The sequence below is a fragment of the Pseudomonas sp. 1152_12 genome, from assembly GCF_052850675.1.
The window spans coordinates 1-16393 of record NZ_VXCW01000010.1 but is presented as its reverse complement, the minus strand read 5'-3'; the positions used below and the strand labels follow the sequence as shown (position 1 = coordinate 16393).

Below are 16393 nucleotides of genomic sequence, written 5' to 3'. Positions count from 1 at the left end.
TATATTTACCAAGAACTGAGAGCCCGATGAGTTGCGCAAAGGCGGCCATTATAAAGGCGGCGAACATATGAAGGGCGCTTTTGTTACAGGACCCACGCAGCTCCCACACTGGATTCACAACGCCCTTCAGATTTTGCCAAGCATTTCCTTAGCCTCACCACGCTGGGCTTCATCGCCCTCGGTCAACACTTCGGAAAGGATGTCCCGCGCGCCATCAGCATCGCCCATGTCGATGTAGGCCTGAGCCAGGTCCAGCTTGGTGGCGACCTCATCGGTGCCGGAGAGGAAATCGAATTCCGGCTCATCACCGCCCAATGCCGCGTCTTCAGCGGTGAAGGAAGGTTCGATCGGCGGGTGTTCCAGGCTTTGGGACAGACGGTCCAACTCAGCGTTGACATCGCCCAGCTCGGAAGCGAAGGCATCCGGCTTGGACGCTGATGCAGCGTCCGGCTCGTCAGCCAGGGACAGGTCGAAGTCTTCCGGCAGGTCGAAATCATCCAGTGCAGCAGGCGTGAGGGTCGGCGGCTCAACCGGCGGCGCGTCCTTCATCTGCTCCTCAAGCCCCGAGAGGAAGTCATCGTCCGATTGCGAGGAGGACGGCGCTTCCAGCTGCAGGTCCAGATCGAAGTCCGACAGGTCTTCCGGGTTGGCCTTGGCTTCAGTCTGGCGCTGCAGAACAGACTCGAAAGTCGGCTCATCATCCGCGCGAACCACAGCTGGCGAAGCCGCTTCCAGGTCATCCAGGCTCAGGTCGAAATCAGTATCAAAAGCCTCTGGCACCGGCTCCGGGGCTGGCGCGGCCGGCTTATCATCCAGCAAATTCTTGACGTATTGCGCGTCCAGCGCGGCCGCGGCGACTGCGGCACTGACACCCGCGGCCAAAACAGCCATGGCCGGGAAGCGGCTTTTGAGCTGCTCGACCTGAGCATGGTTTTCACCATTGGCCACCAGTTGACGCTCCTGGGAAACGAAGCCGTCCTTGTCGCCTTGCAACCCGTAAACTTCCATCAACTTCAAGCGCAGGTCGCTGCGCTTGGGCTCGTGCTTGATCGCCTGCTGAAGGACGTCGGCAGCCTGGTTCAGATGGCCGCGATCGATATGCGACTGGGCTTGCGACAGCGCATCGCTGGAATTTTGCGGGGCCACGGCAGCAGCCAGGGGCGAAAGCACGGAGGCAACCGACGGCACCACGACCGGCTCAGCAACGCCAGCCGGTGCTGGCGCCGCAGCCAACTTAACGTTCGGCGCCGCCACTTCGAGACCTTCAAAGCTGTCCGGTGGCAGGTCATGATCAACGTTCGGCGAAAACTGCGGCTCTTCCGCCAGCGCCCGCGCCATGCGCAGGTGCTTTTCCTCTTCGAGGCGGGCATTACGATGGCGCGCCCACAGCAGCAGGAGCAGCAACACCAGTAAGCCAGCAGCACCACCGACGACGCCGAGTATAATCGGATTGGTCAGCAGGTCGTTGAACTTGTCTTCGGTGGCATTGGCGGGCGCCGGATCCGGCTTGATCGGCTCGGGCGTAGGTGCCGCAACAGTCGGTGCCGAATCGGCTGCTGGTGCGGTGGCCGCAGGCTCACCTGCCAACTGAGCAGGCATCGCCGCAGTGGCCGCCGGTGCTGGCGCTGCCGGGTTACCGTTTGCAGCCTGCAATTTGGCCAGTTGATCGTTTTTCAGTTGAATCAGTTTTTGCAGTTTATCCAACTGGCTTTGCAGGTCGGCCGCACGGCTTTTCAGCTCTTCGTTATCGCGGCGGGTGGTATCCAGCTCTTCCTGGGTCATCGCCAGCTTGTCGCTCAGCGCGCGGCTGTCGCCGACCTTGCCCTTCACGCCTTTCTTGGCCGATTCTGCAGAGACCAGGCTCAGGTTGTCCTTCGCATTAGTGCTCGACGGTGCGTCACCAGCCTGAGTGCGCTTGGTCGCATCCAGTTGCTGCTTACCCGCAGCCTGGTTATTACGGCGACCCTGGCGCCAGGCCGCATTCTGCACGGCCACTTCGGCAATCGCCGCAGGCTGCGGCAAGCTGGTGGCTTGCTGGCGATCCGGAAGGCGTAACACCTGACCGGTCTTGAGACGATTGATATTACCGTCGAGAAAAGCGTCAGGGTTGAGCGCCTGGATAGCCAGCATGGTTTGCTGGACCGAAGCACCGTTGCGATTCTTCGCGGCAATTTCCCACAAAGTATCGCGAGAAGTCGTGGTGTACTGAGCAGGCTTGCTGACGGCGGGTGCAGTGATGGCAGTTGCAGTTTTGGTCGGTGCACTCAAACGCGGTGCAGGCGCGCTGGCCGTCGGTGCTGACTGTTCGAACTTGGCAGGGTCCAGCAGCACACTGTAGTCACGCATCAGGCGACCGTTAGGCCATTGCACCTGCAACAGGAAACGTACGTAGGAATCGGGCAGCGGCTTACTGGAGGTGACGCGCACCACGCTACGACCGCTCGGGTTGATCACCGGCGTAAACGTCAGGTCATTAAGAAACGCCTGGCGATCCACACCCGCGTCCACAAATGCCTGGTCGGAGGCCAGACTCGGCGTAATCTCGGAAGCCGTGAGGCCACCGACATCGAGCAATTCGATTTCCACCGACAACGGCTGGTTCAACTTCGACTTGAGGGTCATCTCCCCAAGCTGCAGCGCCTGCGCCATACCGGAGGACAGCGCCGAGGCGGCCGCTATTGCTAACACCAGTTTGCGAACTTGAACCATAGCCTCATCCTTTGTTTGAACACTCCTCGGCCTGCGAGAAGGTTGGTAACCGCTGCCATAAGGCATGGCGAGCCGATAGGTCACCGACGCGCTTCTGTTCTGCTTTGGACCAAGCATAGCGCCTGGCTAGAATCAATCTACAAATTGACGCCAAGTATCTTTTACGCAAGGCCTTTTATCAACAACTGCGCCAGTTGCACCGCGTTGAGCGCTGCGCCTTTGCGTACGTTATCTGACGTCAGCCACACATTTAGTTCCGCCGGGTCATCCACGCCAGCACGCACTCGGCCGACGTAGACTACATCCTGACCGACCGCATCCCCAACCGCCGTGGGGTAGTCGCCCTCTTCCACCAGCTCAATACCCGGTGCTGACTCAAGTGCACGGTTGACCGCGACGAGGTCGACCGGCGCGCCCAACTGCAATGACACAGTCAGGCTATCGCCAAAAAACACCGGGGCTTGAACGCAGGTCGCGGAAATCTTTAGCAAAGGAGTTTCCAGCACCGCACGCAGTTCGTGTACGAGACGTTTCTCCAACTCGGTATGACCTTGAGCGTCTGGTTTGCCAACTTGCGCAAGCAGGTTGAAGGCCATCTGCCGATCAAAGAACTTAGGCTCCAGCGGGCGCACGTTCAATAGCTCGGCGGTCTGCCGGGCCAGTTCACTGACGGCCTCGCGGCCCTGGGCAGAAACGGCCAGGTTGGCTGTGACGCTGACGCGCTGGATATCCAGCAAGCCGCGCAACGGCGCCAGAACCACCGCGAGGTTGGTGGCAGAAGGGCTTGGGCTGCCGAGCTGGAAGGGCTTTTTCAGCCCCTTGAGTATGTGCGCATTGGCTTCCGGCACCACCTGAGGTGCTTGATCGGCCGGCAAGGCGCCGGACAGGTCGATCACCGAGCAACCGGCAGCCATGGCGCGCGGGGCGAAACTCAGGGTTACCGCAGGGCCTGCGGCAAAAAAGGCCAACTGCGCTTTTTTGAAGTCGAACTCATCGACTTCCTTGACTCGCACGTTCTTGCCGCGAAACGGTACTGAAGCACCGGCCGAGTTACTGCCCGCCAGCAAGTACAGGGTGCCTACCGGAAAATCCAGTTCTTCGAGAATTTGCACCAAGGTTTCACCCACGGTGCCGGTAGCGCCGATCACGGCGATTTCAAAGGTCTGGGTCATGATGGCTGCCTCGGGCATTGCGGGGGGGGGGGGAGCGGCACTTTACCGGGTGGCCGGGAGCGAGGCAATTAACCTGGGTTTTGTGCTGGGGCGGATTGATCGTTCCCACGTTCTGCGCGGAAATGATCAGTTAGGCGCAATAAAAAACCCGCGCCTGTCACCAGCCGCGGGTTTGTCGTACAGCGCTAAGCGATCAACGCTCCAGCAAAATCCGCAGCATGCGACGCAGCGGCTCAGCCGCGCCCCACAGCAGTTGGTCGCCAACGGTGAACGCGCCCAGGTACTGAGTACCCATATTCAGCTTGCGCAGGCGGCCTACCGGTACATTCAGGGTGCCGGTGACTTTGGTTGGGCTCAGCTCCTGCATACTGATTTCGCGATTGTTCGGCACCAGCTTGACCCACGGGTTGTGCTGGCTGATCAGCCCTTCGATATCAGCGATCGGCACGTCTTTGTTCAGTTTGATGGTCAGCGCCTGGCTGTGGCAGCGCATGGCGCCGATACGCACGCAAATGCCGTCTACCGGGATCGGGCTCTTGAAACGGCCCAAAATCTTGTTGGTTTCGGCCTGGGCTTTCCACTCTTCGCGGCTCTGGCCGTTCGGCAGCTCCTTGTCGATCCACGGAATCAGGCTACCGGCCAATGGCACACCGAAGTTCTCGGTCGGGTAGGCTTCGCTGCGCATGGCTTCGGCCACACGACGGTCGATGTCGAGGATCGCGCTGGCCGGGTCGGCCAGTTGATCGGCAACCGCAGCGTGGGTCGCGCCCATTTGCTTGATCAGTTCGCGCATGTTCTGCGCACCCGCACCGGACGCCGCCTGATAGGTCATGGCGCTCATCCACTCAACCAGGCCCGCTTCGAACAAGCCGCCCAGGCCCATCAGCATCAGGCTGACGGTGCAGTTGCCGCCGACGTAGTTCTTGGTGCCTGCATCCAGCTGCTGGTCGATGACCTTGCGGTTGACCGGGTCGAGGATGATCACGGCATCGTCCTGCATGCGCAGACTCGAGGCGGCGTCGATCCAGTAACCCTGCCAGCCGGCTTCGCGCAGCTTGGGGAAGACTTCGCTGGTGTAGTCGCCACCCTGGCAGGTCAGAATCACATCGAGGGTTTTCAGCTCTTCAATGCTGTAGGCGTCCTTGAGCGGGGCAATATCCTTGCCCACGGACGGCCCTTGGCCACCTACGTTCGAAGTGGTGAAAAACACCGGCTCAATAAGATCGAAATCCTGCTCTTCCAGCATCCGCTGCATGAGCACGGAACCGACCATACCGCGCCAACCGATCAGACCTACACGTTTCATCGCAACTACACCTTGTTAAAAAGTGGGCCGCCTTGCAGCAACAACTGCAAGCGGGCCCGAGAGATTACAGATTCCGCAACGCGGCGACTACTGCGTCGCCCATTTCTTGCGTGCCGACTTTGGTGCAACCCTGTGACCAAATGTCACCGGTGCGCAAACCTTGATCCAACACCAGGCTTACGGCCTTCTCGATAGCATCGGCCGCGTCGCTCAGGTTGAAGCTATAACGCAGCATCATCGACACCGACAAAATGGTCGCCAATGGGTTGGCAATGCCTTGCCCTGCGATATCCGGCGCTGAACCGTGGCAAGGCTCGTACATGCCTTTGTTGTTGGTGTCCAGGGACGCCGACGGCAGCATGCCGATGGAACCGGTGAGCATCGAGGCTTGGTCGGACAGGATGTCGCCGAACAGGTTATCGGTGACGATCACGTCGAACTGCTTCGGCGCACGCACCAGCTGCATCGCGGCGTTATCGACGTACATATGGCTCAGCTCGACGTCCGGGTAGTCCTTGGCGACCTCTTCGACGATTTCACGCCACAGTTGGCTGGAGGCCAGCACGTTGGCCTTATCGACCGAACACACCTTTTTACCGCGCACACGGGCCATGTCGAAACCGACCCGGGCGATACGGCGGATCTCGCTCTCGCTGTACGGCAGCGTGTCGTAGGCCTGGCGCTCGCCATTTTCAAGCGTGCGCACGCCGCGTGGCGAGCCAAAATAGATACCACCGGTCAGCTCGCGCACGATGAGGATATCCAGGCCCGCTACCACTTCCGGCTTGAGGCTCGACGCATCAGCCAGTTGCGGATAGAGGATCGCCGGGCGCAGGTTGCCGAACAGGCCCAGTTGCGCACGGATCTTCAATAGGCCGCGCTCAGGGCGGATGTCGCGTTCGATCTTGTCCCATTTCGGGCCGCCCACGGCGCCGAGCAGCACGGCGTCGGCCGCACGGGCGCGGTCCAGGGTTTCGTCGGCTAGCGGCACGCCGTGCTTGTCGATGGCGGCGCCGCCGATCACGTCGTGGCTCAATTCGAAGCCCAGGCTGTACTTGCTGTTGGCAAGTTCCAGGACCTTGACCGCCTCGGCCATGATTTCCGGACCAATACCGTCGCCAGGGAGAATCAGAATCTGCTTGCTCATGCGTTCCTCATTTCATCAAGCGACCCGCCCGCAGGCAGGTCGGGAAAAATTAATCAGCGTTCGGCAAAGACCACCAGCACGTCGGTGCTGAAGGTGCCGTCGGCTTGAATCTCGTAGTAATCGCGCACTTCCTGACCCATCGCCTTTTGCAGCTCAAGGATCGCAGCGCGCAACACCTCTGGGGTGCGCATGCGCTCCACCCACGAGGTGTATTCCAGGCGCAAGCGCTGGCGGCGGCTGTTGCGCACATGCAGGCCAGACTCGCTGAGCTGCTGCATCCACTCGGCGGCGGAGTAATCGCGCACGTGGCTGGTGTCGCGCAGCACTTCGACGGTTTGCAGGTAAGTGTCCAACAGCGGGCTGCCCGGTGACAAGACATCCACAAACGCCGCCACGCCGCCCGGCTTCAGCACCCGGCGCACTTCACGCAGGGCCAGACCGAGATCGCTCCAGTGGTGGGCAGAGTAACGGCTGAACACGAAATCGAACTCGCCTTCGGCGAATGGCAAGCGTTCGGCGGCGCCGCATACGGTGCGGATGTTATTCAGGCCGCGATCCACAGCGGCGGCAGTGACCACGTCGAGCATCTGTTGGGACAGGTCGTAGGCCACCACCTCTTTGACCAGCGGCGCTACCTGGAAACTCACATGACCGGCACCGCAGCCCAAATCCAGCAGTCGTGCCGTGCCTTGCCCGGCCAGCTCGGCCTGGAGCAGCGCGAATTCGGTGCCCTGGGCGTGCACGGCACTGCTCAGGTACGCCGAGGCTTGCTCGCCGAACTGTTTTCGCACGACGTGGGTGTGGGCGGTGCTGGTCATGGTGAGCTTCCTTGAGACTTGTGTTGTTTGTACTGCCGTCTTCGCGAGCCAGCCCGCTCCCACATTCAACCGAGTTCCTTGAGTTGAAATGCGATCAAATGCGGGAGCGGGCTTGCTCGCGGAGGGGGCAGTCCGGTCTACATAGAATCACGCGTCGCGAAACAACCAAGGCTGGCTGGCCCGATGCTTGGTTTCAAACGCAGCAATCGCATCACCGTCCTGCAAAGTCAGGCCGATATCGTCCAGGCCATTGATCAGGCAGTGCTTACGGAACGCGTCGACTTCAAAGTGATACACCTTGCCGTCCGGACGCGTCACCGTCTGCGCCGCCAGGTCAACGGTCAGCTGGTAGCCCTCTTCGGCTTCGACTTGTTTAAACAGCTCATCCACTTCGGCATCGCTCAAGATGATCGGCAGCAAGCCGTTCTTGAAGCTGTTGTTGAAGAAGATGTCGGCGTAGCTCGGCGCGATGATGCTGCGAAAACCATATTCCTCCAGGGCCCACGGCGCGTGCTCACGGCTGGAGCCGCAGCCGAAGTTCTCGCGGGCCAGCAACACGCTGGCGCCTTGGTAACGCTCGGCGTTAAGCACGAAATCCTTGTTCAACGGGCGCTTGGAGTTGTCCTGGTAGGCGTAGCCCACGTCCAGGTAGCGCCACTCGTCGAACAGGTTAGGGCCGAAACCCGTGCGCTTGATCGACTTCAAGAACTGCTTGGGGATGATCTGGTCGGTGTCGACGTTGGCACGGTCCAGCGGCGCGACTAAACCGGTGTGTTGGGTAAAAGCTCTCATCGGGGTTTCCTCAGATCAATTCACGAACGTCGATGAAACGACCGTTGACGGCAGCCGCAGCGGCCATGGCTGGGCTGACCAAGTGGGTACGCCCACCGGCGCCCTGACGCCCTTCGAAGTTACGGTTGGAGGTGGACGCGCAATGCTCGCCCGACTCCAAACGATCCGGGTTCATCGCCAGGCACATGGAGCAGCCCGGCTCGCGCCATTCAAAACCCGCTTCAAGGAAGATCTTGTCCAGGCCTTCGGCTTCGGCTTGGGCTTTGACCAACCCCGAGCCTGGCACCACGATGGCTTGCTTGATGGTCGAGGCGACTTTGCGGCCCTTGGCGATCACCGCAGCAGCGCGCAGGTCTTCGATCCGCGAGTTGGTGCAGGAACCGATAAACACGCGATCCAACTGGATGTCGGTAATCGCCTGGTTGGCTTTCAAGCCCATGTATTTCAGCGCACGCTCAATGGAACCACGCTTGACCAGGTCGGCTTCTTTAGCCGGGTCCGGCACATTCTGGTCGACGGCCAAGACCATCTCGGGCGAGGTGCCCCAGCTGACTTGCGGCTTGATCTGGGCAGCATCGAGTTCGACCACAGTGTCGAACACCGCATCGGCGTCAGAGACCAAGTCTTTCCAGGCCTCGACCGCAGCCTCCCAATCGGCGCCCTGCGGGGCGAAGGGGCGACCTTTGACGTATTCAACGGTTTTTTCGTCCGCCGCCACCATGCCCACACGGGCACCGGCTTCGATGGACATGTTGCAGATGGTCATGCGGCCTTCGATGGAGAGGTCGCGAATCGCGCTGCCGGCGAACTCGATGGCATGGCCGTTACCGCCGGCGGTGCCAATCTTGCCGATCACAGCGAGCACGATGTCCTTGGCGGTGACGCCGAAGGGCAACTGGCCTTCGACCAACACCAACATGTTCTTCATCTTCTTGGCGACCAGGCACTGGGTGGCGAACACATGCTCCACCTCGGAGGTGCCGATGCCATGGGCCAAGGCGCCGAACGCACCGTGTGTGGAGGTGTGGGAGTCGCCACAAACCACGGTCATGCCCGGCAAGGTGGCGCCCTGCTCCGGGCCGATCACGTGCACGATGCCTTGACGCACGTCATTCATCTTGAATTCGGTGATGCCATATTCGTCGCAATAATCATCGAGAGTCTGCACCTGCAGGCGCGACACGGTGTCAACGATCGCGTCAATGCCGCCTTTGCGCTCTGGCGTGGTCGGTACGTTGTGGTCCGGGGTGGCGATGATCGAGTCGACGCGCCAAGGCTTGCGCCCGGCCAGTCGCAGGCCTTCGAACGCTTGAGGCGAGGTCACTTCATGGATGATGTGACGGTCGATATAGATCAGCGACGAGCCATCGTCGCGCCGTTTCACTTCATGGGAATCCCAAAGCTTGTCGTAAAGCGTTTTGCCGGCCATCAGTCGGTCCTCATCATCGGTGTTTCTATGCCCCGGGTCTTGAGCGATTCAATAACCCTTTGGCTTGTGAGGCTGATGGTATGGCGCTACATTAAATAACTCAAATTCATATTTTTTATGCTTTGGATTACCAACTGGAATACAACAATGGACCTGGCCAACCTTAATGCGTTTATCGCCATCGCCGAGACCGGCAGCTTCTCCGGCGCAGGTGAGCGCCTGCACCTGACCCAACCGGCCATCAGCAAACGCATCGCTGGCCTTGAGCAACAATTAAAGGTGCGCTTGTTCGATCGCCTGGGCCGTGAAGTCAGCCTCACCGAGGCCGGGCGCGCCCTGCTGCCGCGCGCCTATCAGATTCTCAATGTGCTGGACGACACCCGCCGCGCCCTCACCAACCTGACCGGCGAAGTCAGCGGCCGCCTGACTTTGGCCACCAGCCACCATATCGGCCTGCACCGCCTGCCGCCGATCCTGCGCACCTTTACCCGCGCGTACCCCAACGTGGCACTGGATATTCAGTTCCTCGATTCGGAAGTGGCCTACGAGGAAATCCTGCACGGCCGCGCCGAAGTGGCGGTGATCACCCTGGCACCCGACCCACACAATCTGGTGCGCGCCACGCCCGTGTGGGATGACCCGCTGGATTTTGTGGTGGCACCGGAGCACAGCTTGACCGGCAATACCACGGTCAACTTGGCCGACATTGCCAAGCACCCGGCGGTGTTCCCTGGCGGCAATACCTTTACCCACCATATTGTCAGGCGGTTGTTCGAAGCCCAGGGCCTGGCGCCGAACATCGCGATGAGCACTAACTACCTGGAAACTATAAAAATGATGGTGTCCATCGGCCTGGCCTGGAGCGTCTTGCCGCGCACCATGCTCGATGATCAGGTGGCAAGTATCGCTTTGCCGGGCATACAACTCAGTCGCCAGCTAGGCTATATCGTGCACACCGAAAGGACATTGTCGAACGCTGCGCGGGCTTTCATGAGCCTATTGGATGCACAGGTCGATCTGCCAGGAATTGCGGCATGAAGCTGTGCGCCCTCAAGGTCTGATTGAAACCTCGCCGAACGCCCATTGAGCCAAGGCCCATTGATAATGCGCAACCCCGCCGATTCCGTGCCACCTCTGCCCCGCATCTACGCCTTGGACCCCCAAGAGGCGGAGCAGAGCTGGGACAGCGCCCCGCAGTTGCTGGCAGCGCTCAACGCTGCCCGCCTGGGCGCGTGGTGCTGGGAAATCGACACGGGACGGATAAGCTGGTCGCGAGGCACCCAGGCGCTGTTTGGCTTCGATCCGCGCCAACCCTTACCCAAGGACCTGGATTACCTGGACCTGCTGGCACCGTCGGATCGCACGCGCGTGGTGCGCGCCTTTCATGCAGTGCTGGCGGGCGAGCCGTTTGAGCAAGCCATGCATCACCACATCCAGTGGCCGGATGGCAGCCATCACTGGCTGGAGATCAATGGCAGCCTGGCGCCGGACAAAGCCGGGCGCCGCCGCATGATCGGGGTGATCCGCGAAACCACCCGCCAGCGCGAGCGCGAGCACGCCCTCAGCCACTCGGAAAAACGCTTCGCCACGCTGTTTCACCTGTGCCCCAACATGGTATTGCTGACGCGCCAATCCGATGGACGGATCAGCGAAGCCAACCAGTATTTCGAGATGCTCTTCGGCTGGCCGGTGGCCGATGTTATCGGCCGCACCACCCTGGACCTCGGCCTGTGGCACCACCCCGAACAGCGCGCGCTGCTGGTCAAGGCTACCCAGCGCAAGGGTGAACCGATCACCATGGAAGTGCAGTTCTGCGCCAGTAACGGACAGATCCACGATGGCACCCTCAGCGCACAGAAAGTCGAGCTGGAAGGCGAGGCTTACTTGATCAGCACCTTCCTCGACACCACCGAACGCAAAAACGCCGAGCAAGCCTTGAAAGACAGCCAGGAGCGCCTCGACCTCGCCCTGGACTCGGCGCAGTTGGGCACCTGGGACTGGCACATCCCCTCCGGCATGCTTTACGGCTCAGCCCGCGCCGCCCAACTGCATGGGCTGCCGCCCCAACCGTTCCACGAGTCCTTCGATGCGTTTTTTGAGGGCATGTCCGACGAAGACCGCGAGGGCATGCGCAACGCGTATCGCAGCTTGCGCGAAGGCCAGGACGGTAACTACCAGTTGACCTATCGCGTGCAGATGGAGGACGGCAGCCCACGCTACCTGGAAAGCCGCGCGCGCTTGTATCGCGACGAGGCCGGCAAACCGCTGCGCATGGCCGGCACCTTGCTGGATATCACCGAACAGGTGGAGCGCGAACAGCGCCTCACAGCCTCCGAAGAAAAGTTCGCCAGCCTGTTCCAGGCCAGCCCCGACCCGATCTGCGTTACGTGCCTGGACAACGGCGCGTTTATCGAAATCAACCCGGCCTTCACCCAGACCTTTGGCTGGACCGCCACCGAGGTGATTGACAAGAGCGCCGAGCTGATCGGTTTGTGGGACGACACAAGCAAACGCTTGCAACGTATCGAACAAGTGATTCGCGAGCAGGCGCTGAGCAATGTGGCCATCATGGTGCACCACAAGAACGGCCAGAGCCTGACCTGCATGATCTCCAGCCGCTTGATCAAGGTCGGCGACCAGCCGTGCATCGTCACCACGCTACGTGACATCACCCAGCAGCAACGCTCAGAAGCCGCGCTCAAGGCCAGCGAAGAGAAATTCGCCAAGGCCTTCCACTCCAGCCCCGACGCGATTTCCATCACCGAGCGCGACACCGGCCGGTATGTGGAGGTCAACGACGGCTTTTGCCGCCTGACCGGTTATCGCGCCGAAGAGGCTATCGGCCTGACGCTGTACCAGATCGGTATCTGGGCCGATGAAAACCAGCGCGCCGCGCTGTTGGCCGAATTGCAGATCAAAGGCCGCATTCATCACCTGGAAATGCTCTGGCACAACAAACGGGGCGAATTGTTGGCCGTGGAAGTCTCGGTAGAGCCGATCACCCTAAATGAAACGCCGTGCCTGCTGCTGACTGCCCGGGACGTGAGCCTGCTGAAAAACGCGCAGGCACAGATTCGCCACCTGGCCTATCACGACCCGCTGACCAACCTGCCCAACCGCGCGTTGCTGATGGATCGCCTGAGCCAGCAGATCGCCCTGCTCAAACGCCATAACCTGCGCGGCGCCTTGCTGTTCCTCGACCTTGATCACTTCAAGCACATCAACGATTCCCTCGGTCACCCTGTGGGCGACACCGTACTGAAAATCGTCACCGCGCGCCTGGAAGCCAGTGTGCGTATGGAGGACACAGTGGCGCGCCTGGGTGGCGATGAGTTTGTGGTGCTGCTCAGCGGCCTGGAAGGTACGCGTGCGCAAGTCAGCGCCCAGGTGCAGGAACTGGCCGACACCCTGCGCGAATTGCTCTCGGAACCGATGTTTCTCGACGGCCAACGGTTACAGGTTACGCCGAGCATTGGCGTGGCGCTGATTCCGGACCATGGTTCCACCCCGGCGGACCTGCTCAAGCGCGCCGACATTGCGCTCTATCGGGCCAAGGACTCGGGGCGCAACACCACGCAGATGTTCCACAGCAGCATGCAGAAAACCGCCAGCGAACGCCTGCGCATGGAGACCGACCTGCGCCTGGCGCTGTCGCGCGGTGAGTTCAGCGTGCATTACCAACCTCAGGTGGATGCGCGCGGTAACCGTATCATCGGCGCCGAAGCCTTGGTGCGCTGGCAGCATCCGCAACTGGGCGCGCAGTCGCCCACAGAATTTATCAAGGTGCTGGAGGACAGTGGCCTGATCCTGGAGGTCGGCACCTGGATTCTGGATGAAGCCTGCGGCGCCTTCGCGCAGTTGATTGCCGAGGGCCTGGTGGACCCGCTGAATTTCAGCCTGTGCGTGAACATCAGCCCTCGGCAGTTTCGCCAGAATGATTTCGTGGAACGAGTGGAACGCAGCCTGCAACTGCACAAGCTGCCCTATAGCCTGCTGAAACTGGAAATTACCGAAGGCATCGTAATCCAGAACCTGGACGACACCGTGGCCAAGATGCGCCGCCTGAAAAAGCTCGGCGTGAGCTTTGCCATGGATGACTTCGGCACTGGCTACTCATCACTGACTTACCTCAAGCGCCTGCCGGTGGATGCGCTGAAGATCGACCAATCCTTTGTGCGCGACGCCACCCATGACCCCAACGACGCCGAAATCATCCGCGCCATTGTGGCCATGGCGCGCAGCTTGAACCTGGATGTAATCGCCGAAGGCGTAGAAACCCCGGAACAACTGGCGTTCCTGCAAAAGCTGGGCTGCCATGTGTTCCAGGGGTATTTGCACAGCCGGCCATTGCCACTCGAGGGGTTCAGGCGCTTGCTGGGGTAAGCGTCAGGCGAGTTTCAATGCGTGAAACCCGGTCTTCATCCATCGCGATGACGCCAAGTCCTGCTTTTGCCCATAGTAATCAAGCGACCCGTTGACCACCGCGACTGAGTGTATGTTGTCCCCCAGTGTGCCGATCGCCCCCTTAGCCAGCTCATCGAGCGTGCTGTTACGTAGGTAGCCAAACAACCCCAACCGCCGAAGCGCCTCGCCTGGGGCCTCGCCGTCATTAAGGGTGTCCAACGCCTTCTCATAACTCTCCCCGGCGCGAAAGTCGTTGTTTTCCTTCTGCGCACGTTTGGCACTGACCGCGTACAAAAAAATCGCGTAATTGAGCAGCTTCGGACTACTGCCATGGAAGTTCGACGCGACGGCAGCTTTACCCAGCTCCTCATGCGTCAGCTGCAGCGGGTAAGAATCCCTCATGACCACCTCAAAGCCGTCGCGGGTGACCTGAATGCGCTCAAAGATTCCCTTGGGGTCCTGCCAGAACCGGATGATAGCTGCCTTGATCGCCGACACCGTCACGCAATTGCTTTGCTCGCCTTGATAAAAACCGTCCCATATCTGCGCGGGCGACAGGCCGGACATTATGTCGTTGACCTTTCGGGCGTCGTCGACAGGGCCCGGCTTGTCGTCGAACAAGACATACCCGTAACCTCGATCCGCTTTGCTTTGCTCACCGTACTGATGCTTGACACCCTCCGTAACCAACGCCGAGCCAAAGTTATGTGTCTCCAGGACTGCCACCGCCCCCTTGGCCGCCATGTCACTCGAGGAAACAGTTTGAGAAAGACCGTACATCCCCATGCCCTGCAGACATCGCTGGGTGGTCTCACCCTCCAGCGTCTTTGCCAGCGCCGCTGCAAATGTTGGATAACCCTCTGTTACTTGCTTGCGCTTCACAAAGGCCGCGAACACAACGTTGGCGTCCTTTACCGCACCGACATCCTTTCCACTGAAGCGTGAGGCTTGCGTGGCCTGCCTCAGTTCCTGGTGAGACAGCTGCACCTTGAACTCGTCCTTCATGGTGATGTGATACCCATCACCGGCGGCGGTCAGCGCTTTGAACATGCCTGCCGGATGTTGACCAAAGGTCTGCATCATCAGCTTGATGACCGCCTCGTGGGTGCTGGTGTCAAAATTCTCACCAAATTGCCTTTGCGCCGCGTTGAATGCCCGGGCGACATCCGCAGGCTTCTCCCCTACGGGCTTTGACGAAAACACCGAAGCCGCCCCGCCCCGCACTTTGGCCGTCGCGCCTGGATAATTACTGACTGTGATATTCATTGACTGATTTCCTGATACTTATCGAAACGATAACCTGCAAAAAATGCAGTCTGGGCAAACGCTGCCTTAAATCGAGTCGCCCCTGACTGCATCGCCTATGGACAAGCGCATCAACAACTACATAAGCGCTATGGCATCCCCCCAATAGGGTGACGAGCCCTTGCGGCCCCACCTCTCTTCGCGGCCATTGATAACTGCTACCGAATGCCCTCCCCGGTTGCACATGCCCAATTGCCCACGGGCGAGCTCATGGACGGAAACCGTCCTCATATACTCGCGCAACCCCAGCCGCAAAAACGCCTCCCCCGGGCTGCGCTCATCCTCACCATTGTTCAAGCTGCGAATTGCAGCCTGATAACTTTCAGCGGCAACGCCATCGTTGTTCTCTATCTGTGCGCGCTTGGCACTGACGGCAAAGAGAAATTGCGCGTCCCTAATCATCCCCGCGTCCCGCCCTCTGAACCTGGCACCTTGCGCACCTTCAGCCAGCTCTCGGTCAGTCAGGGTGAGCGGAAAGCCATCGCGCATCACCACCCGATAACCCCCACTAGACTTGATCACCCGCTGGTATATATCCGTGGGGCTTTGGCCGAACCGATACATCGCTGCTTTTATTGCCGATACCGTCACGCAGTTGCCGTTCGGGCCCTGACGGAACCCACCCCAGATATCGTCCGGCGTTGCACCGCCACGCTTGCTTGATAGCCCTGGGATATCGGCTGCGGCGTTTGGCTTGAATGCCAGCGTGTCAAGCGCCACCTTTGGGCTGAATGGCGGTGCTAGTTCGCGCTTAACACGGGGGGGTTGAACAGGGCTAGGTTCATACTGCTTACCCGATATAAAACTACGTAACTGAGTAAATAAGGAAGCAAACAAAGCGAGCAGCATGTTAGCCGTTTTTGATTGTTTGCCGACCGCCACCCTGTCCACTGCCCCGCGAGGGGGCAGAATACAACGACGCGGGGAAGTGGCTTGCCTATTACGTTTTAGTGATGCAGAAAGTTCATTATTGGCACCAAGTAAATCAACGCCCATTGCCTGACCTACATCAATGACACGCGCAATATTTTTTATTAGATAGTTAGGCATCTGTTCCCCCACCAGCAGGCACCTCTTCGCAGATGTATAGGCGAAAAAGTGCCTGCGCTACTTAAGAACTTAAATCGAGATCTGGATTATCAGGACCTGAATACTGATGGGGCATTGAACGGCCAGTCCCCTTGTTCAACATAATCGTCTGCCGAGCCTGGGCTGGTTAATGGCGGGACGGGAGACTCGGGCACTGGCCTTGGCGCGCCAGGCTCGAGGTCCTGCTTGACCTCACGCTTGACCGCCTCCGTCACCTCATGG

At 60.0% G+C, this 16393-nt stretch carries 11 protein-coding genes; 2 read left to right on the top strand and 9 right to left on the bottom strand.

The features are described 5' to 3' along the window. Positions 1-126: 126 nt before the first annotated feature. The 7 genes from FW764_RS19120 to leuC form a co-directional block, all read right to left on the bottom strand. On the bottom strand, positions 127-2709 hold the full coding sequence (locus tag FW764_RS19120; protein ID WP_446435204.1) for a FimV/HubP family polar landmark protein: 2583 nt from the start codon (positions 2707-2709) through the stop codon (positions 127-129). Positions 2710-2870: 161 nt separating this feature from the next. Continuing rightward, the gene (locus tag FW764_RS19115; protein WP_446435203.1) at positions 2871-3881 is read right to left on the bottom strand and encodes an aspartate-semialdehyde dehydrogenase; all 1011 of its coding nucleotides are present in this window, start codon (positions 3879-3881) and stop codon (positions 2871-2873) included. A 193-nt stretch (positions 3882-4074) separates the two neighbouring features. Beyond that, a complete protein-coding gene (asd, locus tag FW764_RS19110) occupies positions 4075-5187 on the bottom strand; it encodes an aspartate-semialdehyde dehydrogenase (RefSeq protein WP_053257089.1) in 1113 nt (370 codons plus the stop codon). A 64-nt stretch (positions 5188-5251) separates the two neighbouring features. Continuing rightward, positions 5252-6334 (bottom strand): 3-isopropylmalate dehydrogenase, encoded by a 1083-nt coding sequence (gene leuB / locus FW764_RS19105; RefSeq protein WP_446435202.1) that lies wholly within the window; start codon positions 6332-6334, stop codon positions 5252-5254. 53 nt (positions 6335-6387) lie between these two features. Beyond that, entirely contained in the window at positions 6388-7152 is a 765-nt protein-coding gene (locus tag FW764_RS19100) for a class I SAM-dependent methyltransferase (RefSeq protein WP_446435201.1), read from the bottom strand. A gap of 147 nt (positions 7153-7299) precedes the next feature. Beyond that, the gene (gene leuD / locus FW764_RS19095) at positions 7300-7944 is read right to left on the bottom strand and encodes a 3-isopropylmalate dehydratase small subunit (protein WP_446435200.1); all 645 of its coding nucleotides are present in this window, start codon (positions 7942-7944) and stop codon (positions 7300-7302) included. 10 nt (positions 7945-7954) lie between these two features. Next, complete coding sequence (gene leuC / locus FW764_RS19090) at positions 7955-9373, bottom strand: 3-isopropylmalate dehydratase large subunit (RefSeq protein ID WP_446435199.1); 1419 nt, start codon at positions 9371-9373, stop codon at positions 7955-7957. 147 nt (positions 9374-9520) lie between these two features. Here leuC and FW764_RS19085 point away from each other — a divergent pair, with 147 nt between their 5' ends. Both FW764_RS19085 and FW764_RS19080 read left to right on the top strand, forming a co-directional pair. Then, positions 9521-10411 carry a LysR family transcriptional regulator gene (locus FW764_RS19085; protein WP_446435198.1) on the top strand — a complete coding sequence of 297 codons (891 nt, stop codon included), beginning with the start codon at positions 9521-9523 and terminating at the stop codon, positions 10409-10411. A gap of 66 nt (positions 10412-10477) precedes the next feature. Next, complete coding sequence (locus tag FW764_RS19080) at positions 10478-13756, top strand: EAL domain-containing protein (protein WP_446435197.1); 3279 nt, start codon at positions 10478-10480, stop codon at positions 13754-13756. Positions 13757-13759: 3 nt separating this feature from the next. Here the strand turns inward: FW764_RS19080 and FW764_RS19075 are convergent, their stop codons facing one another. Beyond that, positions 13760-15043 carry a hypothetical protein gene (locus tag FW764_RS19075; RefSeq protein ID WP_446435196.1) on the bottom strand — a complete coding sequence of 428 codons (1284 nt, stop codon included), beginning with the start codon at positions 15041-15043 and terminating at the stop codon, positions 13760-13762. A 117-nt stretch (positions 15044-15160) separates the two neighbouring features. Beyond that, positions 15161-16132 carry a hypothetical protein gene (locus FW764_RS19070; protein WP_446435195.1) on the bottom strand — a complete coding sequence of 324 codons (972 nt, stop codon included), beginning with the start codon at positions 16130-16132 and terminating at the stop codon, positions 15161-15163. Between the last annotated feature and the right edge of the window lie 261 nt (positions 16133-16393).